Source organism: Citrobacter sp. Cpo090, assembly GCF_030332665.1.
In the GTDB taxonomy this organism is placed as follows: Bacteria; Pseudomonadota; Gammaproteobacteria; order Enterobacterales; family Enterobacteriaceae; genus Citrobacter; species Citrobacter portucalensis.
The window spans coordinates 125,263-151,593 of sequence record NZ_JAOWHK010000030.1 but is presented as its reverse complement, the minus strand read 5'-3'; the positions used below and the strand labels follow the sequence as shown (position 1 = coordinate 151,593).

General features: G+C 52.5%; 23 protein-coding genes and 1 tRNA gene. 10 read left to right on the top strand and 14 right to left on the bottom strand.

Annotated elements, in window-relative coordinates:
• Positions 1-13: 13 nt before the first annotated feature.
• Complete coding sequence (locus OGY83_RS13510) at positions 14-454, bottom strand: hypothetical protein (protein WP_079938898.1); 441 nt, start codon at positions 452-454, stop codon at positions 14-16.
• A 13-nt stretch (positions 455-467) separates the two neighbouring features.
• Positions 468-1,139 carry a hypothetical protein gene (locus OGY83_RS13505; protein ID WP_286636064.1) on the bottom strand — a complete coding sequence of 224 codons (672 nt, stop codon included), beginning with the start codon at positions 1,137-1,139 and terminating at the stop codon, positions 468-470.
• 549 nt (positions 1,140-1,688) lie between these two features.
• Here OGY83_RS13505 and OGY83_RS13500 point away from each other — a divergent pair.
• On the top strand, positions 1,689-2,306 hold the full coding sequence (locus tag OGY83_RS13500) for a trimeric intracellular cation channel family protein (protein WP_003024049.1): 618 nt from the start codon (positions 1,689-1,691) through the stop codon (positions 2,304-2,306).
• Here the strand turns inward: OGY83_RS13500 and ligB are convergent.
• Complete coding sequence (gene ligB / locus OGY83_RS13495) at positions 2,303-3,982, bottom strand: NAD-dependent DNA ligase LigB (protein ID WP_286636062.1); 1,680 nt, start codon at positions 3,980-3,982, stop codon at positions 2,303-2,305. The genes OGY83_RS13500 and ligB overlap by 4 nt on opposite strands.
• A 261-nt stretch (positions 3,983-4,243) precedes the next feature.
• On the opposite strand from ligB, the gene gmk reads away from it, so the two are divergent.
• The 5 genes from gmk to recG are packed head-to-tail and all read left to right on the top strand — an operon-like array spanning position 4,244 to position 10,111.
• Complete coding sequence (gmk, locus tag OGY83_RS13490) at positions 4,244-4,867, top strand: guanylate kinase (RefSeq protein WP_003024042.1); 624 nt, start codon at positions 4,244-4,246, stop codon at positions 4,865-4,867.
• Between the two features lie 54 nt (positions 4,868-4,921).
• Entirely contained in the window at positions 4,922-5,197 is a 276-nt protein-coding gene (rpoZ, locus tag OGY83_RS13485) for a DNA-directed RNA polymerase subunit omega (protein ID WP_000135058.1), read from the top strand.
• Positions 5,198-5,215: 18 nt separating this feature from the next.
• Positions 5,216-7,330 (top strand): bifunctional GTP diphosphokinase/guanosine-3',5'-bis pyrophosphate 3'-pyrophosphohydrolase, encoded by a 2,115-nt coding sequence (gene spoT, locus OGY83_RS13480; RefSeq protein ID WP_003024038.1) that lies wholly within the window; start codon positions 5,216-5,218, stop codon positions 7,328-7,330.
• 4 nt (positions 7,331-7,334) lie between these two features.
• Positions 7,335-8,024: a tRNA (guanosine(18)-2'-O)-methyltransferase TrmH gene (gene trmH, locus OGY83_RS13475; protein WP_126317221.1), complete on the top strand. Its 690-nt coding sequence runs from the start codon at positions 7,335-7,337 to the stop codon at positions 8,022-8,024.
• Positions 8,025-8,029: 5 nt separating this feature from the next.
• A complete protein-coding gene (gene recG, locus OGY83_RS13470; protein ID WP_286636061.1) occupies positions 8,030-10,111 on the top strand; it encodes an ATP-dependent DNA helicase RecG in 2,082 nt (693 codons plus the stop codon).
• 42 nt (positions 10,112-10,153) lie between these two features.
• Here recG and gltS read toward each other — a convergent pair whose 3' ends face one another.
• Positions 10,154-11,359, bottom strand: coding sequence for a sodium/glutamate symporter (gene gltS / locus OGY83_RS13465; protein ID WP_003024029.1), 1,206 nt, complete (start codon positions 11,357-11,359; stop codon positions 10,154-10,156).
• A gap of 225 nt (positions 11,360-11,584) precedes the next feature.
• Between gltS and xanP the strand changes: the two genes are divergently transcribed.
• Both xanP and OGY83_RS13455 read left to right on the top strand, forming a co-directional pair.
• A complete protein-coding gene (gene xanP, locus OGY83_RS13460) occupies positions 11,585-12,976 on the top strand; it encodes a xanthine/proton symporter XanP (protein WP_003024026.1) in 1,392 nt (463 codons plus the stop codon).
• A 121-nt stretch (positions 12,977-13,097) separates the two neighbouring features.
• Positions 13,098-14,807: an AsmA family protein gene (locus OGY83_RS13455; RefSeq protein ID WP_286636060.1), complete on the top strand. Its 1,710-nt coding sequence runs from the start codon at positions 13,098-13,100 to the stop codon at positions 14,805-14,807.
• A gap of 42 nt (positions 14,808-14,849) precedes the next feature.
• Here OGY83_RS13455 and OGY83_RS13450 read toward each other — a convergent pair whose 3' ends face one another.
• The 9 genes from OGY83_RS13450 to OGY83_RS13410 form a co-directional block, all read right to left on the bottom strand.
• On the bottom strand, positions 14,850-15,527 hold the full coding sequence (locus OGY83_RS13450) for a D-lyxose/D-mannose family sugar isomerase (RefSeq protein WP_286636058.1): 678 nt from the start codon (positions 15,525-15,527) through the stop codon (positions 14,850-14,852).
• 49 nt (positions 15,528-15,576) lie between these two features.
• Positions 15,577-16,437, bottom strand: a complete 861-nt coding sequence (locus OGY83_RS13445; RefSeq protein WP_003024018.1) for a ketose-bisphosphate aldolase — start codon at positions 16,435-16,437, stop codon at positions 15,577-15,579.
• Positions 16,438-16,517: 80 nt separating this feature from the next.
• On the bottom strand, positions 16,518-17,369 hold the full coding sequence (locus OGY83_RS13440; protein WP_286636057.1) for a class II fructose-bisphosphate aldolase: 852 nt from the start codon (positions 17,367-17,369) through the stop codon (positions 16,518-16,520).
• An 11-nt stretch (positions 17,370-17,380) separates the two neighbouring features.
• On the bottom strand, positions 17,381-18,472 hold the full coding sequence (locus OGY83_RS13435; RefSeq protein WP_003837581.1) for a PTS fructose transporter subunit IIC: 1,092 nt from the start codon (positions 18,470-18,472) through the stop codon (positions 17,381-17,383).
• A gap of 26 nt (positions 18,473-18,498) precedes the next feature.
• On the bottom strand, positions 18,499-18,819 hold the full coding sequence (locus OGY83_RS13430; RefSeq protein ID WP_079938889.1) for a PTS fructose transporter subunit IIB: 321 nt from the start codon (positions 18,817-18,819) through the stop codon (positions 18,499-18,501).
• A 19-nt stretch (positions 18,820-18,838) separates the two neighbouring features.
• Entirely contained in the window at positions 18,839-19,309 is a 471-nt protein-coding gene (locus OGY83_RS13425) for a PTS sugar transporter subunit IIA (protein WP_008786490.1), read from the bottom strand.
• A 26-nt stretch (positions 19,310-19,335) separates the two neighbouring features.
• Complete coding sequence (locus OGY83_RS13420; RefSeq protein ID WP_286636055.1) at positions 19,336-20,889, bottom strand: BglG family transcription antiterminator; 1,554 nt, start codon at positions 20,887-20,889, stop codon at positions 19,336-19,338.
• Positions 20,890-21,345: 456 nt separating this feature from the next.
• The gene (gene yicI, locus OGY83_RS13415) at positions 21,346-23,664 is read right to left on the bottom strand and encodes an alpha-xylosidase (RefSeq protein WP_286636054.1); all 2,319 of its coding nucleotides are present in this window, start codon (positions 23,662-23,664) and stop codon (positions 21,346-21,348) included.
• 10 nt (positions 23,665-23,674) lie between these two features.
• Complete coding sequence (locus OGY83_RS13410; RefSeq protein WP_286636052.1) at positions 23,675-25,057, bottom strand: glycoside-pentoside-hexuronide family transporter; 1,383 nt, start codon at positions 25,055-25,057, stop codon at positions 23,675-23,677.
• A gap of 290 nt (positions 25,058-25,347) precedes the next feature.
• On the opposite strand from OGY83_RS13410, the gene OGY83_RS13405 reads away from it, so the two are divergent.
• Positions 25,348-25,442, top strand: a tRNA-Sec gene (locus OGY83_RS13405).
• A 108-nt stretch (positions 25,443-25,550) separates the two neighbouring features.
• Positions 25,551-26,117, top strand: a complete 567-nt coding sequence (locus tag OGY83_RS13400) for a DUF6680 family protein (RefSeq protein ID WP_286636050.1) — start codon at positions 25,551-25,553, stop codon at positions 26,115-26,117.
• An 8-nt stretch (positions 26,118-26,125) separates the two neighbouring features.
• Here the strand turns inward: OGY83_RS13400 and OGY83_RS13395 are convergent, their stop codons facing one another.
• Complete coding sequence (locus OGY83_RS13395) at positions 26,126-26,320, bottom strand: toxin-antitoxin system HicB family antitoxin (protein WP_191234462.1); 195 nt, start codon at positions 26,318-26,320, stop codon at positions 26,126-26,128.
• Positions 26,321-26,331: the final 11 nt, after the last annotated feature.

The window sequence follows — 26,331 nt, the reverse complement described above, 5'->3', positions numbered from 1 at the left end:
AAAATTGGAGTAATTATTTATCTGGCATATATTTGTCGTTATAAAGACTCTTCAGAATATCAACCCGAACAGCGTTGCTGCTGTTCATATTCACAACTGTCAGTACTTCATCAGATCCCCTGAGGCGCCAGCACTCTGCCTCTATATCGCATTTTTCCTGTTTTTCATAGCCCACCATTGAGAGATATTCACTAATTTTCCACGTATCCCTGGTATTATAAAACGTCACACTCCATACATCAGCCTTAGGGCCAGAAATGTTCGTATAATTAAAGTCATACACTTGGGATATTCTCGGCATTTTCTTTAAAACTTGGGGAGTGTAATAATCATATTTGGCTTTATCAAACTCTGTATATTGTGCGTTACCTGCAAGTCTCATTTTAATATTAGGCCAGAAATAAGAGCTGCATATAGCTATTACTATCAGCACTAGTATGACTGCCTGTTTCATATGTTTCCCTTTGTTACCAGTTAACGACCGTTCCATCTCTGGAAACTATTTTAACGTTACCAGAACTGAAGTCGCTGTAAGGTATCACTGTTCTCATGAATGAGGGTAAAACACCTTTTACAGGAAGAGCTAAAGCTGATTTCATCGGATCGGGAAATAAAATCGGTTGGAATGAGGTGTTTTTAAAAGAGCCGATTGGACCATAATAATCCCAACGTCTGAGGGCTTCCTCTTTGCTGACGGGTTGCAATAGCGGGAATGGGTTACTATATGAGACTACGCGGTAGAGCCCCAGCAAATCGGATACTAAATCCTCACCACTGAAACCGCTGTCGGTGTAAAGATAAAAGGGGAAATTTGACTGTAAACCTTCAAAACGATGAGCAAGCGCCATCATCATGGAAAGCGCTATACTATATCGTTCAAATAAGCTGCGCCCTTTTCTAATTCTCCATCTGATGAATTTCCCAATTGTGAACCCTCCTCTTCCCATACTTTGAGTATATTTTACATCGTAATAATTCTTTCCTGAATGCTCGCCTTGGTGCATATCCGAGAGTAACTTTCTGACATCATCTCCTCGAGCATGTCCCATATCTATCCAGCCCAAAACTTCGGTGTAGATTATCCCGCTTCTTAAATTTCCAGCCCCTCTGCCATCTTGAATTTCTTCTCTTACGCTCATGTCTATCACCCCGATTCACTTAATGCTGAAAATTTTGCTGTAAATGCGCCTACACGCATAGAAGCGATAGCTGAGGGGAGCCATTTTTCAGAATAGAAGCCGCTGCATATCAGAGTTTACTTAGAATAACTTCCCCGATGGCATCTGGAGTGTAGTATTTGGAAGATATATCATTTTTGCAGCACACCAAAGTACATACACATCTATTAATTTCTAGCTGCAACATTCAAGTTATGATCGAAACACGAACAGGCGTGTTAACCTATCCAATGGCCTAAAGTGATAGTTTGGTGAAATATGATACGTAGCCCGCCAATAAATGGCGAGGCTACGTGTTTTTCCCGACGCTTTGGTACTCCCTTGTTCAATTCGAATTATATTTTCTCATCATTTTTTATTGAAGCTCATAACACAAAGCGCATATCAACACGCATTTTCAGCAAATTCGCATTAGCTGTAGTTATTAAAATCACTTCGCCTTAGAAAATCTCAATCGTGACAAAGCGCACAAGTCGTTAACCTTAGCCCCCAGCAAATCAGGGGGAATACATGCTGTTACACGTTTTATATTTGATTGGTATTACTGCCGAAGCCATGACCGGTGCGCTTGCGGCTGGGCGTCGTCGTATGGATACATTTGGCGTCATTATTATTGCCACCGCGACAGCCATTGGCGGCGGATCGGTACGTGACATTCTTCTCGGCCACTATCCGCTTGGCTGGGTAAAGCACCCTGAATACGTCATTATCGTGGCGACAGCTGCGGTACTCACCACCATTATTGCTCCCGTCATGCCCTATCTACGCAAAATATTCCTCGTACTGGATGCGCTGGGCCTGGTGGTCTTTTCTATTATCGGCGCTCAGGTGGCACTGGATATGGGTCATGGGCCGATTATCGCCGTGGTCGCTGCGGTCACTACCGGCGTCTTCGGTGGCGTATTACGCGACATGTTCTGCAAACGCATCCCGTTAGTATTCCAGAAAGAGCTGTATGCTGGCGTATCATTCGCCGCTGCTGTGCTGTACATCGTGCTACAGCATTATGTCTCCAGCCACGATGTAGTGGTTATCTCTACTCTGCTCTTCGGCTTTACCGCCCGATTACTGGCACTGCGCCTGAAGTTAGGTCTGCCGGTATTTTACTATCGCCATGAAGGCCATTAAGGCATAAAGCCCGCGATCCGCTGAGCAGCTAACCAGTTGCTCAGCGCTGTGACCTCTCGATCCTCCAGCCACTGAATAATTTGCCGTGCTCGCCGCTCGCCCATGAAAGGAAGTTGCCGCCAGCTTTGTTCATCGCGTTCTTTTAATTGCTGCCACGAACCATCCCCACTGGCGTTTAGCGTTGCCTGTGTTAACGGTATTCCCATGGCAATCACCCAACGCGTGAACGGGAGATCGCGTGACAGGTTGAACTGATGCCACAGCTTCTCCCCTTTGATTACACCAAGTGTGGACTGTAACTGTTCCTGAGTTAACCCAAGCCAGGAAAAGATATGTTCAAAGCGATACGCCTGGTTGAGCTCTCGCCATCCCGCCTCGCCGATACCCTCCAGCCCCAGCACCTCTTTGCCGCCCAGCCAGACCAGTCTGGCAACAAACTGTTCCTGGCACTCCGCAGTGGCATAAAAACAGGTTAATGAATTGAAGCGCCCCTCGGGGGGTATTGGCTTAGTACGCTGAGTGCTGCGCCAGACCACTTCGTCTATACGGGGGATCCCTTGTCCGGCCAGGCTTACCAGAATCTGATCGCCAGGCGCGATATCCCATTCATTCCAGCGTCGGACGGAGCCAATATTTACACGCTGTACGCGTTTATCATCCAGCATGACGGGAGTCAGCAATGCGACCACCGCAATTTTCCCGCTTTTACCAACGGAGAACTGAATACCCGTTACCTCAGATACCCTTGCAACAGGAGGATATTTCCACGCCGCCAGCCAGTCACCCTGTCCGGGTAGCCAGTAATGTGCCTGCGGTTCTTTTCCCATTCGCACCACTACGCCATCAGTGGCAAAAGGTAATGCTGAACTCCACCACTTTGCTCGCGCTTGCTCTACGTCATCCGCATTCTTCACGGCCTGAGTATAGCGTTGCGTGTAACTGAACCCGGCAGCCGTGAGCTGCTCCAGTCTTTCAGGCATGACTGCCGGACCATCAGGCCAGGCCCAGATAAAAATAGCCAGCGAGCCTAACAATTCTGGATTGCTCTGGCGCATCATCAATCCAGCAACTTTCGAGCGGGTGTTCATTCCCCCTCTTTGCTTCTGAATATGCCCCTCTTGCTGCAAAAATATCTCACCCTGCAGCGTACTGTTAGCGAGTTTCCCCTTGGTGGAATGTGGTACGGAAGGGATCTGAAGAACCTTTTGCGTCCAGTCTTCGCCTTTCAGGCCGTTACCACGGCTAATCGCCCGTACCAGATTGCCATTGCGATAGACTAACGTCACCGCCACGCCATCCACCTTCGGTTGCACCCAGAGATCGCTGCGAGCGTGCATCCATTGCTGTAGCGCTTGCTTATCGGCAAGTTTTCGGACTCCCGTGTGGGGAACGGGGTGCGATACTGTGCCACTCATTGGTGGCGCAGACAGATCTGGTGGGACTTCATCGCCAAAACAGCGCTGCCATTGAATTAGTTGCGCATTGAGCTGGTCGTAAACGCCGTCGTCTACGGCACTTTCCCCTTGTTTCCAGTAACTGTCATTCCACTGTGTAATCTGCTGCTGTAGTCGCGAAATTTCCTCGTTTGCCCTGGCAGGCGACCAGACGGGGCATACCGCCCACGCGGGTAGATACCCCATTAGCAAAACCAGACCTATGCATTTCCATAATCCCATGCTATCTCCACTAAACCATGCGTTTCCCGGCAGGTATAACGCGAAGTGAAATAGAAATAGAGCGGCAAAAATTCATCCTACGAACAGCTTTCCGGACATTTGCATGTATTGCTGCAAATCGCCGATAAAACAGGAAACTGGTACGCAAAACGCAATAAACATGCGCAAAAAGTGTGACAAGGGCTACGTCACAAAGCGGCTACGTGTATAATAAGCTCGTATGTAGGCTCTCTTTCGATAATCACATACATTAAGATACTCATGGCTCAAGGCACGCTTTATATTGTTTCTGCCCCCAGTGGCGCGGGTAAATCCAGCCTGATTCAGGCTTTATTAAAGACCCAACCGTTGTATGACACCCAGGTTTCTGTTTCGCACACCACGCGCGCACCGCGCCCGGGGGAAGTGCATGGTGAACACTATTTCTTTGTGAACCATGACGAATTCAGAACCATGATTGGCAGAGACGCGTTCCTGGAACACGCGGAGGTTTTCGGTAATTACTACGGCACCTCGCGTGAAACCATTGAGCAAGTATTAGCATCCGGCGTAGACGTCTTTTTAGATATCGACTGGCAAGGTGCGCAGCAAATTCGTGAAAAAATGCCGCATGCGCGCAGTATTTTTATTTTGCCACCGTCTAAGATTGAGCTGGACCGCCGCCTGCGTGGCCGCGGTCAGGATAGCGAAGACGTGATCGCGAAACGTATGGCGCAAGCTGTTGCAGAAATGAGCCATTACGCCGAATATGATTATCTTATTGTGAATGATGATTTCGACACCGCCCTGGGCGATTTGAAAACCATCATTCGCGCCGAACGTCTGCGCATGAGCCGCCAAAAGCAGCGTCATGACGCTTTAATCAGCAAACTGTTGGCAGACTGAACCCACATTCAGTATCATGCCCAGTCATTTCTTCACCTGTGGAGCATTTTAAGTATGGCACGCGTAACTGTTCAGGACGCTGTAGAGAAAATTGGTAACCGTTTTGACCTGGTACTGGTCGCCGCGCGTCGCGCTCGTCAGATGCAGGTAGGCGGAAAGGATCCGCTCGTACCGGAAGAAAACGATAAAACTACCGTTATCGCGCTGCGCGAAATCGAAGAAGGTCTGATCAACAACCAGATCCTCGACGTGCGTGAGCGCCAGGAACAGCAAGAGCAGGAAGCCGCTGAATTACAAGCCGTTACCGCTATTGCTGAAGGTCGTCGTTAATCACAAAGCGGGTCGCCCTTGTATCTGTTTGAAAGCCTGAATCAACTGATTCAAAACTACCTGCCGGAAGACCAGATTAAGCGTCTTCGGCAGGCGTATCTCGTTGCACGTGACGCTCACGAGGGCCAGACACGTTCAAGCGGTGAACCCTATATCACGCACCCGGTAGCGGTAGCCTGCATTCTGGCCGAGATGAAACTCGACTACGAAACGCTGATGGCTGCGCTTCTGCATGACGTGATTGAAGATACCCCAGCCACCTATCAGGACATGGAACAGCTTTTTGGTAAAAGCGTTGCAGAGTTGGTAGAAGGGGTATCGAAGCTTGATAAGCTTAAGTTTCGCGATAAGAAAGAGGCGCAAGCTGAAAACTTTCGCAAGATGATTATGGCGATGGTGCAGGATATCCGCGTCATTCTCATCAAACTTGCTGACCGTACCCACAATATGCGCACGCTGGGCTCCTTACGCCCGGACAAGCGTCGCCGCATCGCCCGTGAAACCCTCGAAATCTATAGTCCGCTGGCACACCGTTTAGGTATCCACCACATTAAAACCGAGCTGGAAGAGCTGGGTTTTGAAGCGCTGTACCCAAACCGCTATCGCGTGATTAAAGAAGTGGTTAAAGCCGCTCGCGGCAACCGCAAAGAGATGATCCAAAAAATCCTCTCGGAAATCGAAGGGCGTTTGCAAGAGGCAGGCATTCCGTGTCGCGTAAGCGGGCGCGAGAAGCACCTGTACTCTATCTACTGCAAAATGGTGCTCAAAGAGCAGCGTTTTCACTCCATCATGGATATCTACGCATTTCGCGTCATCGTTCATGATTCCGATACCTGCTATCGCGTACTCGGCCAGATGCACAGCCTGTACAAACCACGTCCTGGTCGCGTGAAAGACTATATCGCCATTCCGAAAGCGAACGGATATCAGTCTTTGCACACCTCAATGATCGGCCCTCATGGCGTCCCGGTTGAAGTACAGATTCGTACTGAAGACATGGACCAGATGGCGGAAATGGGTGTGGCAGCGCACTGGGCTTACAAAGAGCACGGCGGCGAAAGCAGCACCACTGCGCAAATCCGCGCTCAGCGCTGGATGCAAAGCTTGCTGGAACTGCAGCAGAGCGCCGGTAGCTCGTTTGAATTTATTGAAAGCGTCAAATCTGATCTCTTCCCGGATGAGATTTATGTTTTCACACCGGAAGGGCGCATTGTCGAACTGCCCGCCGGTGCAACGCCTGTCGACTTCGCCTACGCCGTGCATACCGATATCGGTCACGCCTGCGTCGGCGCACGCGTCGACAGACAGCCTTACCCGCTTTCACAACCGCTCTTTAGCGGCCAGACCGTTGAGATTATCACCGCGCCGGGCGCACGTCCGAACGCAGCGTGGCTCAACTTCGTCGTCAGTTCGAAAGCGCGCGCCAAGATTCGCCAACTGTTGAAAAACCTCAAGCGCGATGATTCCGTCAGTCTGGGGCGTCGACTCCTCAACCATGCCCTGGGTGGTAGCCGTAAACTGGCTGAGATCCCGCCAGAGAGCATCCAGCGTGAGCTTGAGCGTATGAAGCTCGCCACGCTTGACGATCTGCTCGCAGAAATCGGTCTGGGTAACGCCATGAGCGTGGTGGTAGCGAAAAACCTCCAGCAGGGCGAAGCAACAGCGAACGTACCAGCGCAATCTGGTCACGGTCATCTGCCGATCAAAGGTGCAGACGGCGTGCTCATTACCTTCGCGAAATGCTGTCGTCCAATTCCAGGCGATCCAATCATTGCCCACGTCAGTCCGGGTAAAGGTCTGGTGATCCACCATGAGTCCTGCCGTAATATTCGTGGCTACCAGAAAGAGCCAGAGAAGTTTATGGCAGTGGAATGGGATAAAGAAACAGAGCAGGAATTCATCACCGAGATTAAGGTGGATATGTTTAACCACCAGGGTGCTCTGGCGAACCTGACGGCGGCAATCAACACGACCACCTCCAATATTCAGAGTCTGAATACGGAAGAAAAAGATGGCCGCGTTTATAGCGCCTTTATTCGCCTGACAGCACGAGATCGTGTGCACCTGGCGAATATCATGCGCAAAATCCGCGTCATGCCGGACGTGATAAAAGTCACCCGTAACCGAAACTAGTCTTATGAATGAACAGCGCTATGCACGTATCCGCGAGATGCTCGCACGTCGTCAGCCCGATCTGACCGTCTGCATGGAGCAGGTTCACAAACCTCATAACGTTTCTGCGATTATTCGTACTGCAGATGCGGTCGGCGTGCATGAAGTCCACGCCGTCTGGCCGGGTAGCCGCATGCGCACTATGCTTTCTTCTGCCGCAGGCAGTAACAGTTGGGTGCAAGTCAAGACCCACCCGACTATTGGCGATGCGGTCACACATTTAAAAAGCCAGGGTATGCAGGTTCTGGCAACCCATCTGTCAGATAAAGCCGTGGATTTTCGCGAGATTGATTACACGCGTCCCACCTGCATCCTGATGGGCCAGGAAAAAACCGGCATCACTCAGGAAGCGTTGGATCTGGCTGATCAGGACATCATCATTCCCATGACTGGCATGGTGCAGTCGCTGAACGTTTCTGTCGCCTCCGCGCTGATTCTGTACGAAGCACAGCGCCAGCGGCAAAACGCGGGGATGTACCGACGAGAAAACAGCATGCTGCCACAGGATGAGCAGCAGCGCTTACTGTTTGAAGGCGGTTATCCGGTGCTGGCGAATGTCGCTAAGCGCAAAGGTCTTCCCTACCCTCACGTAAACACGCAGGGCGAAATTGAAGCCGATGCAACGTGGTGGGCCACTATGCAATCTGCGAGATAAACGCGATGAAAGGCCGTTTACTGGATGCCATCCCACTCAACTCTCTGACCGGCGTTGGCGCAGCGCAAAGCAGTAAACTGGCGAAAATTGGCCTGTACACCGTGCAGGACCTCCTGCTCCACCTCCCTCTGCGTTACGAAGACCGTACCCATCTGTACCCAATTGGCGAACTGCTGCCGGGTGTCTATGCCACCGTTGAAGGCGAAGTGCTGAACTGCAATATCACCTTCGGCGGCCGCCGGATGATGACCTGTCAAATCAGCGATGGCTCGGGCATTCTCACCATGCGCTTTTTCAACTTCAGCGCAGCGATGAAAAACAGCCTCGCTACCGGGCGTAGGGTACTGGCCTACGGCGAAGCCAAACGCGGGAAATATGGCGCAGAGATGATTCACCCGGAATACCGCGTACAAGGCGATCTCAGCACACCAGAATTGCAGGAAACGCTCACACCAGTGTATCCAACCACCGAAGGTGTGAAGCAGGCCACGCTGCGCAAGCTGACCGATCAGGCACTGGATCTACTCGATACCTGCGCTATTGCCGAGCTGCTGCCGTCAGAGTTGTTACAGGGCATGATGAGCCTACCCGAAGCACTGCGCACATTGCACCGCCCCCCACCGTCGCTGCAACTCAGCGATCTGGAAACCGGACAACATCCGGCGCAGCGACGTCTGATTCTCGAAGAACTGCTGGCGCATAATCTCAGCATGCTGGCACTACGCGCCGGGGCACAGCGTTTTCACGCCCTGCCGTTAAGTGCTAACAACGCGCTAAAAGATAAGCTGCTGGCAGCATTGCCGTTCAAACCTACTGGCGCACAGGCCCGCGTTACCGCTGAGATTGAACGCGATATGGCGCTGGATGTGCCGATGATGCGCCTGGTGCAGGGTGATGTCGGCTCCGGTAAAACGCTGGTAGCGGCACTTGCCGCGCTGCGAGCTATCGCACATGGTAAGCAGGTCGCGCTAATGGCTCCTACTGAACTGTTGGCTGAGCAGCATGCAAATAACTTCCGCAACTGGTTCGCACCACTGGGCGTTGAAGTGGGCTGGCTGGCGGGCAAGCAGAAAGGTAAAGCGCGTCTGGCGCAACAGGAAGCTATCGCCAGCGGTCAGGTACAGATGATTGTCGGTACTCATGCAATTTTCCAGGAACAGGTTCAGTTCAACGGTCTGGCATTGGTTATCATCGACGAACAGCACCGCTTCGGTGTGCATCAGCGTCTGGCGCTGTGGGAGAAAGGTCAGCAGCAGGGTTTCCACCCACACCAGCTGATCATGACCGCCACGCCGATTCCGCGCACCCTGGCGATGACCGCCTATGCCGACCTCGACACGTCGGTCATTGACGAACTCCCTCCGGGACGTACGCCGGTCACTACGGTCGCCATTCCAGACACCCGCCGCAGCGATATTATTGATCGCGTGCGCAACGCCTGCACCCACGAAGGGCGTCAGGCGTACTGGGTCTGTACGCTGATTGAAGAGTCTGATTTGTTGGAAGCTCAGGCGGCAGAAGCGACGTGGGAAGAGCTTAAGCTAGCGTTGCCAGAACTCAATATTGGGCTGGTACACGGGCGCATGAAGCCCGCCGAGAAGCAGTCGGTAATGGCGGCCTTTAAGCAGGGTGAACTGCATCTGCTGGTTGCCACGACGGTGATTGAAGTGGGCGTTGACGTACCCAACGCCAGCCTGATGATTATTGAAAACCCGGAACGCTTAGGCCTTGCCCAGTTGCACCAGTTGCGTGGCCGCGTAGGCCGTGGCGCGGTGGCATCCCACTGCGTCCTGCTCTACAAATCACCGCTGTCTAAAACCGCGCAGAAACGCCTGCAGGTTCTGCGAGACAGTAACGACGGATTTGTGATTGCGCAAAAAGATTTAGAGATTCGCGGCCCCGGCGAGCTGTTAGGTACTCGCCAGACCGGAACGGCAGAATTCAAAGTTGCAGATTTACTGCGCGATCAGGCGATTATCCCGGAAGTTCAGCGTATTGCCCGCCATATTCATGAACGTTACCCGCAACAGGCCGTGGCGCTGATTGAACGCTGGATGCCGGAAACCGAACGCTACTCCAACGCATAGTTGATTCATAGCGGCGGCGGATGTTACCCCGCCGCACAGCCTTTATTGCGCGAAAATCGGCAGCAGCAGATACAGCTTAATCACCAGCGCGTTGACGATATCGATAAAGAACGCCCCCACCATCGGCACCACCAGAAACGCCATATGGGACGGCCCAAAACGTTCGGTAATCGCCTGCATGTTGGCAATCGCCGTCGGCGTCGCGCCGAGGCCAAAACCGCAGTGTCCGGCTGCCAGCACGGCGGCATCGTAGTTCTTACCCATCATGCGCCAGGTAACGAATATCGCGTACAGCGCCATGAAAATGGTCTGCACAACCAGGATTGCCAGCATCGGCAAGGCCAGAGAAGCCAGTTCCCACAGCTTCAGGCTCATCAGCGCCATCGCCAGGAACAGCGACAAACTTACGTTACCCAGCACCGAAACCGCACGTTCGAACACCCGATAAAAGCCCAGTAGCGCCAGACCATTGCTGAGGATCACCCCAACAAACAGCACGCAGACGAAGGTCGGCAATTCCAGCACCGTTCCAACCAGCATTTGCGCAACGATTTTACCCACCGTCAGACAGATAGCGATCAGAGCAATGGTTTCAATCAACACCAGCGAGGTGATCATGCGCCCAACGTCCGGCTTTTCAAATGCGGTCGGCACAGCCTGATCGTCCGGCATACCGTCTGGCGTGGTGGAGTGTTTGACCAGATAGCGTGCCACCGGGCCGCCAATCAGCCCGCCCAACACCAGACCAAACGTTGCGCAAGCCATTGCCACTTCAGTTGCATTGGTGAAGCCATAACGTTCAATAAACAGCTTGCTCCACGCGGCCCCGGTTCCGTGTCCACCAGAGAGGGTGATCGAGCCAGCGATCAGACCCATCAGCGGGTCCAGACCCAGCAGGGTCGCCATACCAATACCGATGGCGTTTTGCATCAGCAACAGGCCAACAACCACAATCAGAAAGATACCCACCACGCGGCCACCGGCACGCAAACTGGCGATATTGGCGTTCAGACCGATAGTGGCGAAGAAGGCCAGCATCAACGGATCGCGCAGGGTCATATCGAAATTCACTTCCCAACCCATGCTTTTTTTCAGCACCAGCAGCGCAATCGCCACCAGCAATCCGCCTGCAACGGGTTCGGGAATGGTGTATTTTTTCAGGAAGGAAACAGACTGGACGAGCTTACGTCCCAGCAGCAACACAAGGGTTGCCGCAACCAGCGTTGATAACGTATCGAGATAAAACATTTACAGCTCCATTAGTGCGTTTAGCACAATCACGCACGATGCAATCCAGACCGATTTTTAGCTCTTATTGAGTTTTCGGAGTGGATTTTAAGCAGAAAATGATGAAAAGTTATATAAAAATGTTTGTTTATCCGTTTTAAATATTAAGAATACCTGCTAGCAAACGTTTGCTTTTCTGCCCTGGTCAGATAAAATCACCGCTTTTCCACCATGGGATTGCCTCTGATGTCCGTTAACGCCGTAGAGTCAACAAATGCGCAACCGGTTGCGCAGACTCACAACAGTGAACTGATTTACCGTCTTGAAGATCGCCCCCCGTTAGCCCAGACCCTGTTTGCCGCCTGTCAGCATCTGCTGGCCATGTTCGTCGCGGTGATCACCCCTGCTCTGTTAATTTGTCAGGCGCTTGGTTTACCGGCTCAGGATACTCAACACATTATCAGTATGTCGCTGTTCGCCTCCGGCGTAGCTTCTATCATTCAGATCAAAGCCTGGGGGCCGGTAGGCTCAGGGCTGCTATCCATTCAGGGGACCAGCTTTAACTTTGTTGCGCCACTGATTATGGGCGGTACGGCGCTAAAAACCGGTGGCGCAGATGTCCCAACCATGATGGCGGCGCTGTTCGGTACGCTAATGCTGGCAAGCTGCACCGAGATGGTTATCTCGCGTGTCCTGCACCTGGCGCGTCGTATTATTACTCCGCTGGTCTCAGGGGTAGTAGTGATGATCATCGGCCTGTCGCTGATTCAGGTAGGTCTGACATCGATTGGCGGTGGCTATGCCGCTATGAGCGACAACACCTTTGGTGCGCCGAAGAATTTACTGTTGGCAGGCGTGGTGCTGGCGCTAATCATCCTGCTTAACCGCCAACGCAACCCGTACCTGCGCGTTGCGTCATTGGTGATTGCGATGGCGGCAGGCTATCTGCTGGCCTGGTTTATGGACATGCTGCCGCAAAATACCGCACCGGTAAGCCAGGACCTGCTGATGGTGCCAACGCCACTGTATTATGGCCTGGGTATCGACTGGAGTTTACTGCTGCCGCTGATGCTGGTCTTTATGATCACTTCACTGGAAACCATCGGCGATATTACGGCCACCTCTGATGTCTCCGAGCAGCCGGTTTCTGGTCCGCTGTATATGAAACGCCTGAAAGGCGGCGTGCTGGCGAACGGTCTGAACTCGTTTGTTTCCGCCGTGTTCAACACCTTCCCGAACTCCTGTTTTGGCCAGAACAACGGGGTTATTCAGTTAACGGGCGTTGCCAGTCGCTACGTTGGTTTTGTAGTGGCGCTGATGTTGATCGCGCTGGGCCTGTTCCCGGCAGTCAGCGGTTTTGTACAGCATATTCCTGAGCCGGTACTGGGTGGCGCAACGCTGGTGATGTTCGGTACTATCGCTGCATCCGGCGTGCGTATCGTGTCCCGCGAGCCGCTGAACCGCCGCGCGATTCTGATTATCGCGCTGTCGCTGGCCGTTGGTCTGGGTGTTTCCCAGCAGCCGCTGATTCTCCAGTTCGCCCCGGACTGGGTGAAAAACCTGCTCTCTTCCGGTATCGCCGCTGGCGGTATTACCGCAATCGTTCTGAATCTGGTATTCCCGCCAGAAAAGCAATAAGCAAAATGCGGCGTTGGTTCTGAATCAACGCCGCTGTAACGCTCTTTCACCATTCCCGCCTTGAGCATTGCGCCTAAATCGTGCATAACTTGACTATGTGCACTTCGCGGGATGGAAGACCATGAAATTTATTGGAAAGCTGCTTCTTTACATGCTGATCGCCCTTGCAGTGGTGATCCTCGGCCTTTATTTTCTACTGCAAACCCGCTGGGGCGCAGAGCATGTCAGCACCTGGGTCTCGGAGAACAGCAGCTACCATCTGGCGTTTGATACCATCGATCACCGGTTTTCTTCCCCTTCCCATATTCTGCTGGAAAACGTCACCTTTGGCCGAGATGGGCAGCCCGCAACGCTGGTCGCTAAAACGGTTGATATTGGGCTGAGTAGCCGCCAAATCACCGATCCGCTGCACGTAGACACCATTTTGTTGCAAAACGGCACACTGAATCTTTCTCAGCAAACCGCGCCGCTGCCGTTCCAGGCCGATCGCCTGCAATTGCAGGATATGGCGCTTAACAGCCCCGGCAGCGAGTGGAACCTCAGTGCCCAGCGCGTTAACGGCGGCGTCATTCCCTGGAGTCCTGAGGCAGGTAAAATTCTCGGGAGCAAAGCACAAATTCAGCTCAGCGCCAGTTCGTTGACGCTCAACGATGTTCCAACTACCAACGTCTTGATTGAAGGCAGCATCGACCATGACCGTGTGACGCTAAGCAATATTGGAGCTGATGTGGCGCGTGGGGCATTAACCGGCGTAGCGCAACGCAATGCCGACGGTAGTTGGGTCGTGGAGAATCTGCGCCTGAACGATATCCGGCTGCAAAGCGACAAATCACTGGCCGACTTTTTTGCCCCGTTAAGCACCATTCCTTCCCTGCAAATTGGTCGTCTGGAAGTGACAGATGCCCGTCTGCAAGGCCCCGACTGGGCGGTGACGGATCTCGATCTGAGCTTGCGCAACATGACCTTCAGCAAGGACGACTGGCAAACTCAGGAAGGAAAATTGTCGATGAACGCCAGCGAGTTTATCTACGGCTCTCTGCACTTCTTCGATCCGATTATGAACGCCGAGTTCTCACCGCAGGGCATTGCGCTGCGCCAGTTCACCACCCGCTGGGAAGGCGGTATGGTCAGAACATCCGGAAACTGGCAGCGCAGCAACAAAGCGCTGGTCCTCGATGATGCTGCCATTGCCGGTCTGGAATACACGCTGCCGGAAAACTGGAAGCAGCTGTGGATGAAACCCCTGCCAGCGTGGCTAAACAGCCTGACGCTCAAAAAATTCAGCGCCAGCCGCAATCTGGTGATTGATATTGACCCGAGTTTCCCGTGGCAGCTCACCGCGCTGGACGGCTACGGTGCTAACCTCGGGTTGGTACAGAACAATCAGTGGGGGATCTGGAGCGGGAGTGCCACCCTCAACGCTGCCGCAGCCACCTTTAACCGCACTGATGTGCGTCGTCCTTCGCTGGCGCTGACGGCAAACAGCAGCACCATCAATATCAGCGAACTGAGCGCCTATACGGAAAAAGGACTGCTGGAGGCCACCGCCAGCATTTCGCAACTGCCTCAGCGTCAGACGCAGGTCAGCCTGAACGGGCGCGGCGTGCCAATGACGATCCTGCAGCAGTGGGGCTGGCCCGCACTGCCGCTTTCCGGCGATGGCAACATCCAGCTTACCGCCAGCGGCAATATTCAGGCCGATGCGCCGCTCAAGCCAACGGTCAACGGTCAGTTGCATGCGGTGAACGTGGAGAAACAGCAGGTAACGCAAACCATGCAGGCGGGCGTGGTTTCGGGGAATGAGGTTACTGCCCCCCCACCTGCACAATGATTTATTGCCCGGTGGCGCTTCGCTTACCGGGCTTACTCACATTCATAACCGACTATATTCACTACACAACAGCCACTTCACCGGCTCGTCTTCTTCAATCGCCGGGAAGCGACCGCCAGGTTCCAGAAAGTGGTTGTCATGCTGGTCGTCATTGACCATCGAGATTTCCCAGCCCAGCACGAACGCCTTCTCCGCCCAAAAGCGATGATACAAGCGCGGCGGCAGGCACACTCCTTGTCCCGGCTTCAATACCAGCGTCTCGCCAGCGTCAACGGTACGCCGCTGGCCATCCACGCTAACCTCAACAACGCGTCGGGCGTCATACTCGTCATCAGGCGTTGTCCACGCCAGCTGCATGCACAAATCACCGCCGCCGCGGTTAACGATATCTTCCATTTTATGGCGATGAAAATGCCACGGTGTTTGCTGATCCTGCTGAATTTGCAGCATCTTTTCGGCGTACAGTTTGGGGTAGTCCGCTGACCCCATCAAACCATTGCGCAACGTCAGTAACGTCAGCCCCGTTTGCGCAAAATCTCCGCGTCCGAAGTCAGTAACGTCCCAGCCCAACTGGAGATCGCGCACTTCACGCCACAGAGTTTGATCCTGTTGCCGCCAGGCATCGACCGTAAAATACGCAAAATCAGGCAAACAGACCCGAAAAGTTTCGGCGATGGCATGCGCTTTATCGACGGCATAATTAATGTGTGAACGCTTCATTCCACTTTTCCTTGTTGCGAAAGAGGCGGGTCGCCCCGCCTGCATGCCGTTAGTAAAGTGATGCTTTGCCAGTTGAGCCGAACAGTTTCATTTTATGGCGGATCACGTCCCGCGCAGCGCTAATGGCTTCCGGGTAGATTACGTTCGGGTCCCACCAGGTTTCTTTCGCCAGGATTTCGCGGACTTTCTGGAAGTAGGCGTATTTCATATCGCTGGAAATGTTGATTTTACCCACGCCCAGCGTCACGGATTCGGCAATTTCCGCATCCGGGTTAGCGGAACCACCGTGAAGCACCAGCGGAATATCCACACGCCCGGCGATGTCGCGCAGGATGTTCATTTGCAGCTCTGGCTGCATCCCTTTCGGGTAAATTCCGTGCGCGGTTCCTATCGCCACAGCCAGCGTGTCTGCACCAGTGCGGGCGATAAAATCCTCTGCCTGAGCAGGATCGGTATAAGTAACCTTCGACACCCCGCCTTCCACTGACGTCCCGGTCTGACCAATCGTACCCAGTTCCCCTTCCACCGAAACGCCTACCGCATGCGCCAGTTTGACCACTTCACGGGTCAGCGCCACGTTCTCTTCATACGGCAGCAGCGAGCCATCAATCATCACCGAGGTAAACCCACACTGAATCGCCCGTAGGACATGCTCAACCGAAGCGCCGTGGTCCAGATGCAGAGTAAAGGGAACCGGGCTACGCAGGGTGATATCGCGGACGTAGCTAAAAAACGCATCGCCGACAAAATCATGTTCGCTGGGGTGAATGGAGATAATTGCCGGGGTGTTGGTCGCTTCCGCTTCTTCCACTACTGCGCGTACAAAGCAGCTGTCCGCCACGTTGAATGCGCCGATGGCAAAACCGTGCTGACGGGTAGGTTGCAGTAATTCTTTCATCGAAACTAACATGTTAATTCTCCAGTTTCAGGGTGTAGAAAGCCCTGCCAGTGCGTCGTCGCAGAGGCATAGAAGGCGTTACAGAAAATGAATCAGGCTTTGCCGATAGTGCCGCTGGCCTGCAAGTACGGAATAATGGCTTCCTCGCAGGCCTGTTCCATCAGGGCCAGGGCATCAACGAGTTCACCGGATGTGTCGCGACACAGGGTATGCAGTAACGCAGCCTTTCCGGCTTCGAAAACCGCCGCACCAACGTTTATCTTGGCAACGCCAAACGTCGGGCAGCGCTGTAGCTGGTCAAACGGCGTCCCGCTGCCACCATGCAGCGCCAGCGGCACCGTTGATAACCGGGCTATTTCCTCCAGCCGCTGGAAATCAATAGCAGGTGTGATGCCCGGCGCATACATGCCGTGTGCCGTACCCACCGACACCGCCAGCAAATCGATCCCGGTCTGTTGGATAAAGGGTTCCACGTCGGCGACCTGGGTCATCAAATCAGCGTTAGCGGCGTGGTCATAGCACGGAGCATCGGCCAGATGCCCCAGCTCGCCTTCCACGCACAGAGAAACGCTGGCTGCAAGCTCAACCACTGCCCGGGTCTGGCGGATGTTCTCCTCCAGCGCAAAGGCGGAGGCGTCGATCATTAAGCCGCTGAATCCGGCGCGAAAAGCCTGGCGAATGCGTACAGGATCCTTTCCATGATCCAGCGCCAGCGCGATCGGTACCGAGGCTTCCTCTGCCAGCGTTTTGACCACCGCCGCCGCTATCGGGGCCGGAAAATGCTCCAGGTGCCCCTGATACAAATTCAGAATGATGGGCGCACGGTGTTTCTCAGCCACTCGCACCGCTGCGCGGGCGCTTTCGAGGTTCATACAGTTGATGGCCAGCAGCGCGTACTGCTCGCGCCAGGCTTTGGTCACCATGCTTTTCATATCGGCAAACATACGGCCTCCGGTTATTCCAGGGTGAAGGTGATTTCTTCGTCTTTCAGCTTTTGATCGCTGAGTTCGTCAAACTCTTCATCACGCTCGGTTACCGGTTTCTTCCACAGCGACAGCATGACGCCGCAAATCACCGTACCGATGCCCAACGCCAGGCAAAACAGCAGTGGATGCGTAAAGAGCGGAACCACAAACATGCCGCCGTGCGGTACCGGACTTTCGACACCCCACACCATAATCAGGCCGCCCGCAATCGCCGAGGCCACCACGCAGGAGCCCACCACGCGTAGCAGGTCGCGTGCCGCAATCGGAATGACCCCTTCGGTAATCATGCAGATCCCCATCGGGAATGCCGCTTTCAGCGCCTCGCGCTCCGCACGGGTGTACTTGTGACGCGTCAACAGGAAAGAGAGCGTAATGCCAAATGGAGGGATCATCGAACCGACAAACTTCACCGCTTCCGGACCGTACACGCCGCTGACCAGCATGCCGTCAGCAAACAGCGACATGGTTTTATTCACCGGCCCACCGAAGTCGAATGTCGCCATCGCACCGAGGATAGCGCCCATCAGAAAGCGGGATCCGCCCTGCATGGACTCCAGCAGATGAATCAACGCGTCCTGCAGCCAGGCAATCGGCTTGCCGATTAGCGTCATCATCAACAGACCGCCAATGACGGTACTCAGTACCGGCAGCACCATGATGGGCATCAACCCCTGCATCGACTGCGGCAAACGGATATAGCGCTTGAGCAGCAGGACGGTATAACCGACCAGAAATCCGCCCAGCATCCCGCCGATAAAACCGGTATGAATTTCTCCGCAGACGAAGCCGACAATCAGACCCGGCGCGAATCCCGGACGGTCAGCAATGGAGTACGCAATCGCCGCGCTAATCAGCGGTACGATTAACCCCATCCCCCAGCCGCCAATCTGGTTGAGCATCCAGGGTATGGTTCCTGTTTTTTCACCGACGTTAGTCCCGCCAAGTATTTGCCCGAGAGCAATACAGATCCCGGCGGCGACAATTAACGGGATCATCCACGAAATCCCCGTTAATAAATGTCTTTTTATTTCCTGAGATAGCGGAATTTTATTTTCACTCATGTGAAACCCCTCCAGAATGAGGATCGCTACTGGTTATTATTAACTAATGATTTTTCGACCTTTTCAAGAAACTGAATGGGCGATTTTATGACGATTTCAGTTTTTACTCGCACAATGCGTTTGTTTAAAAATCGCTCCTCCCCTTTTATTTTTACATCGACAGCAAGAATCACGACATCAGCCGCAGAAATATCTTCTGTCAGCAGTTCGTTTTCTGTGCCAATGGTGCCCTGGGTTTCAACTTTTATATTATGGCCAAGCGCTTTAGCACCTTTAATTAACTTTTCACGGGCGATATAGGTGTGCGCAATACCCGCCGTACAGGCGGCAACACAAACAATATTCATAACATGCTCCACTTTTTATTTAGCAGACATTGGATTCAGCATATTGGCTAAAAAGCTCAATAATTTTCTGTGGACTGCTTTCAACTAATAGTTGTTCAATAATGTCGTCATCTGCCAACGCGCCAGCAACCTGCGAAAGCAGACGAATATGGGTGGTGTTTTGATCTTCAAGACGTACGGCAAACAGAATAATGCAGCGCACGTTGCTGCCGTCCAGGGTTTCCCAGGGAATGTCCTGACGAGTACGCCCAATCGCCAGCGTGGTATTGACCACCGCCGAGGATTTCCCGTGTGGGATCGCAATATGATTTTCGAAGCCGGTTGAGCCTTCTGACTCACGTTGCCAGACATCCTGAATAAACGTTTCGCGACAGCTAATTGCTCCATCTTTTTGCAGAATATCTGTCAGTTCCTCAATAGCCTCCGTTTTGCTTGTGGCCTTCATGTCCAAAATAACGCGATTTGTATTGAGTATTTTCGTGATGTCCATCAATCATACCTCATGGAGTTCAGACATTAATTTTCAACGACCAGCGACGTCGCCCGATGTAATTTTTCCGTAATAACCGTTTCTGTTACCCGCTTAATATCCGCATCATTGAAGAAGGCAGTGACATACACGACCGGCATGGCAACTGCGGGTAAATTAATCGTCGATACCACCAGTTCAATATCGTCCGTCAGTACAGAGGGCAGGCTGCCTGCCGACACCACGCCGACGATAGTCCAGTCCGGAAAGGCGCGTAGAATACGGCTTTTGAGTAAATGAGAAGTGCCGATTCCCGTTGAACAGACCAGCAGCACACGTTTACGCGCTATCTGACGCTCCATTGCGGCCTGAAAATGCACGGTTAAATATCCCACCTCATCTTCTGACACGGCCCGCTCGCCCCAACCGCTAAACACCCGATTCACCGCACACTGGGTCAGACGCCAAACGTCCTGTAACTCGCCTTTGATATCTTCCAGCAGCGGATTACGAATGCGTATCTGATAGTTCAGGCGGTTAATCAGCGGCTTAATGTGGATCAGCAATCCGTCATACAGCGCCGTGTCCTGGCTAAGATCGCTGTCGACCATCTCGGCGAAGGTGGCAATCAACCGATGGGTAATCAAACGCGCTTCGTCGCTGGAGTGCATATGGCCAATCACGCTCACGTCATTATGCTCTTCAATCACCACACCCGAGGAGATAATGTATTGATAAATAAACCAGACTTCGTCTTCCGGCAGCGGGTGGGCAATGCGTTTTTCGATATGCTGAATCATGCGACTGGCAATGGAAAATATGTTCTCATCACAGGTAGTGATGCTCTCTTCTTTTCTCGGAAGCGCATTGCCCCGCGTGATGCGGTACATCATGATCAAAATATGGGTAAAGATATTGACGTAATAAGGCTCGCCCAGAGACCAGCACAGGTCGTTCTCCATTTCCTGCAACAGCGTCTGAACAAACAAAACGTCTTCTTCGCCAAAGTAATGCACTAACGCTTTATAACTGCCCGGATCCAGGCGTGAATAAATCACGCTGCCGGGTTCATTATGGTTAATCACACCGTTAATCAGCGACGCCATCGCCTGGCGCACACTACTCTCGCTGCCTTCGATGTGCGTGCCGCTCTGACTGCGAATCAACGACAGGCCCAGTGGGGTAATCCAGGATTCAATCACTTTTAGATCGTTAACAATCGATGCGCTACTAATGAAATAACGTTCGGATAATTTACTGATCGACGTTTCATGCGGCGTTTCGCTTAATAACTGTGAGGCTATCTTGACTCGCCGTGAATTATTCATCATGCCGTCAGCATCATCACCCTCCGAACCTAATAACTGGTCCATATATAAAAGGTCGGTAATATTATCGGCACTTAATATTACCCCAGCGCCAGCACGTTTATCGATGGCTATTTTCCATTCTGATAACCATGGTTCCAGTAAGCGCAGATCGCGCTGCACAGTTTTCTCTGAAACAGATAAATACTCGGCAATTTTCAGCAGCGTGACATATTCCTTCTTAGACAGAAGAAATTTTAATAATCTGTTTTGTCGCGAGGTAATCATTTGCATTATTTACCCTTATTACATACCAGATTAAATATCTATACCCGTCATACTTCAAGCTGCATGTGCGTTGACTTTCTTTGCTCACCCCAGTCACGTACTTATGTACATTCAGGGGATTCGCTGCGTCGCCGCCTTCCTGCAACTCGAATTATTTAGGTTATAAAGAAGCGTTTATGCTCCACGTGTAATTCGTGATGATAAATATAAGAGGACTACGATGCGCCAACAATACTAAATCGTGTCCTGTATTCCGGACAGAAATAAGACAAAAAGAGGAAATAGTGAGATATTTACGGCGCAGATCACATTTTTCGTGGGAATCAGAGTGATACCGCTCGCAAATATGGGGAGATAAAAATTTAATTCAGGATGTTTTGGATTTTCAGATCTGGAATGCTGCTCGCAGCGTGGGCCGGATAAAACGCAATGCGTCGCCATCCGGCCCACGTTGGGATTTACTTACAGGGTAATCGTCAGCACATCTGCATCCGGCGTGACAACCGTTCCCCACTCACTGCCCACAGATGAGCCGCCCTTCACGCCGCTAACCTGCGTAATATTACGCAGACACAGCGTCCAGTTACGCGCTTCGCCACTCCCTTGCACGGTGATGGTATTACCCGTACGCGTCGCCTTCAGCGTGAAGATAACCGAGCCGTCAGCCGCCGGAACTTCACAAATCGCCTCCCGGCCTTCCTGCAGATGGAACAGCTGGAACGCCGTCCCTTCATGCCAGGCGTAGTCCGGCTTCTGGTTATTGCAGCCCAGCGCCAGCAGGGTGTTGTCACGTACATAGACCGGCAGACTCAGGAAGTCATGCTGCTGCTTATGCCAGCGGCTACCAGACACCTCATCGTTATGCCAGAGATGCGTCCAGCGACCTTCCGGCAGATAGAACTGCACATCACCCGCCTCGCTAAACACCGGCGCAACCATCACGCTATCGCCCAGCATGTACTGGCGGTCGAGATAATCACACGCAGGATCGTCCGGGAACTCCAGCATCATTGCGCGCATCATCGGCGTTCCGAGCTCATTGGCGCGCGCCGCTTCGCGATACAGGTACGGCATCATGCGGCATTTCTGCTCAGTAAAGTAGCGCACCACATCGCAGGATTCATCATCGTACGCCCATGGCACACGGTAGGATTTACTACCGTGCAGGCGGCTGTGGCTGGAGAGCAGCCCGAACGCACACCAGCGCTTGTAGACATGCGCCGGGGCGGTATTCTCAAAGCCGCCAATATCGTGACTCCAGAAGCCAAAGCCGGACAAGCCGATGGACAACCCACCGCGCAGACTTTCGGCCATCGATTCATAGTTGGCGTAGCAATCACCGCCCCAGTGAACCGGAAACTGCTGCGCGCCCACCGAGGCCGAACGGGCGAACAGCACCGCCTCTTCTTCACCGACGGTCTCTTTCAGCACGTTCCACACCAGTTTGTTGTAGATGTACGCATAATGGTTATGCATTTTCTGCGGATCGGCACCGTCAAACCACTGCACGTCAGTAGGGATGCGTTCACCAAAGTCAGTTTTGAAGCAGTCCACGCCGATATCCACCAGACCTTTCAGCTTATTGGCGTACCATTCGCAGGCTTCAGGATTGGTGAAATCATAAATCGCCAGGCCCGGCTGCCATTTATCCCATTGCCACAGGGAGCCGTCCGGGCGCTTGAGCAGATAACCTTTCACTTTCAGTTCATTGAACAGCGGGGATTTCTGGCCGATATAGGGGTTTATCCATACACAGACCTTCAGCCCTTTTTCTTTCAGCCGGCGGATCATGCCTTCCGGGTCCGGGAAGGTCACCGGATCCCACTCAAAGTCGCACCACTGGAAGGCTTTCATCCAGAAGCAGTCGAAATGGAAGACGTGCAGCGGCAGATTGCGCTCGGCCATCCCGTCGATAAAACTGTTCACCGTCGCTTCATCGTAATTAGTGGTGAACGATGTAGTCAGCCACAAACCGAAGGACCAGGCTGGCGGCAGTGCCGGACGACCGGTAAAGCGGGTATAGCGATCCAGCACCGCTTTCGGCGTTGGGCCGTCGATGACGAAATATTCCAGATACTCGCTTTCAACGCTGAACTGCACTTTTGACACTTTCTCAGAGCCAATTTCAAACGACACGCACTGTGAATGGTTTACCAGCACGCCGTAACCACGGTTGGTGAGATAAAACGGGATGTTCTTGTAAGACTGCTCGGTACTGGTGCCGCCATCGCGGTTCCAGGTTTCCACCGTCTGGCCGTTACGTACCAGCGCAGTAAAGCGCTCGCCCAGCCCGTACACCGTTTCACCGACGCCCAGATCCAGGCGTTCAAACATATAGTTTTTCCCGCTGTTGGTATCCTGCACGTAGCCGTTATTTTTCAGCTGGCTGCCGGTAATACGTTCGCCGTTACGCAGGAAATCCAGCGACCAGAACTCACCTTTGGTGACCCGCACGCTCAAATTACCGCTTTTCAGTTCGGCAAATTCAGCGGAGTTTTGTATCTCTACGTTGACGTCCTGCAGCACGTTCAGCGGGTAGTGCGGACCGTTATCCAGCGCACCCTGGAAGTGTTCCATACGCACCCCAACCACGCCTTCCTGCGGCGAGAAAAAGCGCAGGGTGAAGAGTGGAGTATCCAGTTGCCAGGTACGTTCACGCACATCGCGCGGCGCAACGTACACAATCATCTCGTTACCCTGTTGTTCGACCTCGAACACCTGAATCGGGTGAGTTAAATTCAGGCCTGGCTGCGTCAGCCAGTTTCCGTCGCTAATTTTCATCGTTGGTTCCTTAGTTCTGTAATTCTTTCGTCGAAAAATCCTGCTGATTGCGGTGCGCACCCTGAGCCAGCTGACGCATGATTTCCGTCAGATACGGCGTTTTCAGGGTATAGAAGCGTTTGGCAATCACGGCACTCAACAGGTAACAAATAGCCGGGACAATCGTGAACAATGCGATAATGATGCTAATGGTGGCGCTGTTCTGGGTTTTCGCTGCGGCATCATAACCGCCGCCCGCCAGCATCCAGCCGATCATCGCCCCGCCGAGCGCCAGGCCCAACTTGAGCACGAACAGCGTGCCTGCGAAGCTGATCCCCGTCAGACGTTTTCCGTTGCACCACTCGCCGTAATCAACGGTGTCGGACATCATCACCCACTGGATTGGCGTCACGAGCTGATGCAGTACGCCAATCACGAAGATGAAGGCGAACATGGTGGTGTTGGCGTGCATCGGTACGAAGAACATCGCCAGACTGACGACCGCCAGCAGGGCGTTCGTCCACCAGAAGACGCTGACTTTGCATTTCCAGTCGGTCAGCGGTTTTGCCAGCGCAGAGCCGATAAGATTGCCGACGCAATAGGTGGTGAGGAAGGCGACAAACACTTCCGGGGTACCCAGAATCCAGGTGACGTAATACATCATCGCCCCGCCGCGTACGCAGACGGCAAGGATGTTGAGGATGGTCAGCAGACCGACGATGCGCCATTGGTCGTTCCGCCAGATGTCGCGCAGGTCTTCACGCATTGAGTTGCTGCTCGGCGGCGCTTCTACGCGCTCTTTGGTGGTGAAGAAGCAAAACGCCAGCATCAGGAACGCCACAACCGAGAGCACGGCAATCCCGCCCTGGAAGCCCAACGCTTTATCTTCGCCGCCAATCAGATTCACCAGCGGCATCATCAGCACGGTGGAGAGCATGCCGCCCGCCGTCGCCAGCACAAAGCGCCATGACTGCAGGGAGATACGCTGCGTTGGGTCATTAGTTATCACACCGCCCAGCGCGCAGTAGGGAATATTCACCACGGTATAAAGCAGGGTCAGCAGCGTGTAGGTGATTGCGGCATAAATCATTTTGCCGTGCAGGCTGAGGTCCGGCGTGCTGTAGGCGAGCACACAGACCAGGCCAAACGGCAGAGCGCCAAACAGCACCCACGGGCGGAATTTCCCCCAGCGTGAACGAGTGCGGTCGGCAAGCAGTCCCATGCAAGGGTCTGAGATAGCATCCAGCGCGCGAGCCAGTAAGAACATCGTGCCGACAAAACCGGCCGGGATACCAAAAATATCGGTATAGAAGAACATCATATATAACATAACGTTATCAAAGATAATGTGGCTGGCGGCATCACCCATGCCGTAGCCAATCTTCTCTTTAACGGACAAAATCTCACTTTTCATTACGCATCCTTGTTAGCACTTTCACACGCACTGATACCGGTTACAGTTCTTGTAAACCATCCCTGTGAGCGCGGGTATTGCGATATCTCGTTATCAAATTACGATTCTTGTTTTCTGTGATCGGGGTAGCGTCAAAAAACATACATCACTGTAACTTATGGATTTCGTAGGGATTTATTTGAAACTGGTCATGGTATGGAGAAACGGAAGTTAAAAAAGTGAGTGAGGGGGTGTGGAAACGTTTGGAAGTAGCTATAATGCGCCCCGCCTCCATGTAGCAATCGAGGCGCGGAAGATCGTCATCTCCGGTGAGGTGGCTGGACTTCAAATCCAGTTGGGGCCGCCAGCGGTCCCGGGCAGGTTCGACTCCTGTGATCTTCCGCCAATTTGCTTTTCTCATCCCAGCCATTTGCCATATATTCTCAGCATAAACATGCTTTTATAATTCTCGCCCACAATATCTAATTTCATTTATTATTAACGAGAACCCCATATGAGCACTGCCCTTACGATCATGGCCATTGCTGCTACTGTAATTAGCCCATTATTAGCCATTCAGACACAGAAATTTATAGAAAGATATTCTCAGAAAAAATCATTAAAAATTGATATATTCAAGCAACTTATGGCTACCCGATCTCAGAACTCTCGACTGTCTAATGAACATGTTCGCGCATTAAATATGATCGACTTAGCATTTTACGGAAAAATAAAAAGAGGAAGGACTAAGAGAAGCGATTCTGAAGGCAAGGTATTATCTTCGTGGAAACTTTACTTTGCACACTTAAATACATCTTACCCAGATAATGATAATGCATCAGGCACCATATGGAACCAAACAAGCAACACTCTTTTTCTAGACTTGCTATCAGAGATAGCGAAAGATATTGGCTATGATTTTGAGCGAGTTCAATTACAAACAGCCATATATTCACCTGTGGCCCACGGGGAAATAGAAAACGATAAATTAAAAATTAGACAGGGGTTAGCTGCGATATTCTCAGGAGAAGATGCCCTAAAAATGGAAATTATAAATATTCCAGCAAGACAGGGCAATTAATCTATTCACTACTGATCCAGTGGCTCAATACCTAACCGTTCCAACTCCTTTCTCCCTAAAGTTTTGAGCCAATTCCCCAAACTCATCCCCTCAGCCTTTGCCGCAGCCTCGAACTGAGCCTTTAACTCAGGTGTGATACGAATCTGGAAAGTCGGTGCTTTTCCGGATTTAGACTGATTTGGGTCGCGTTTAGTCGTTGGCATGTATGTACCTA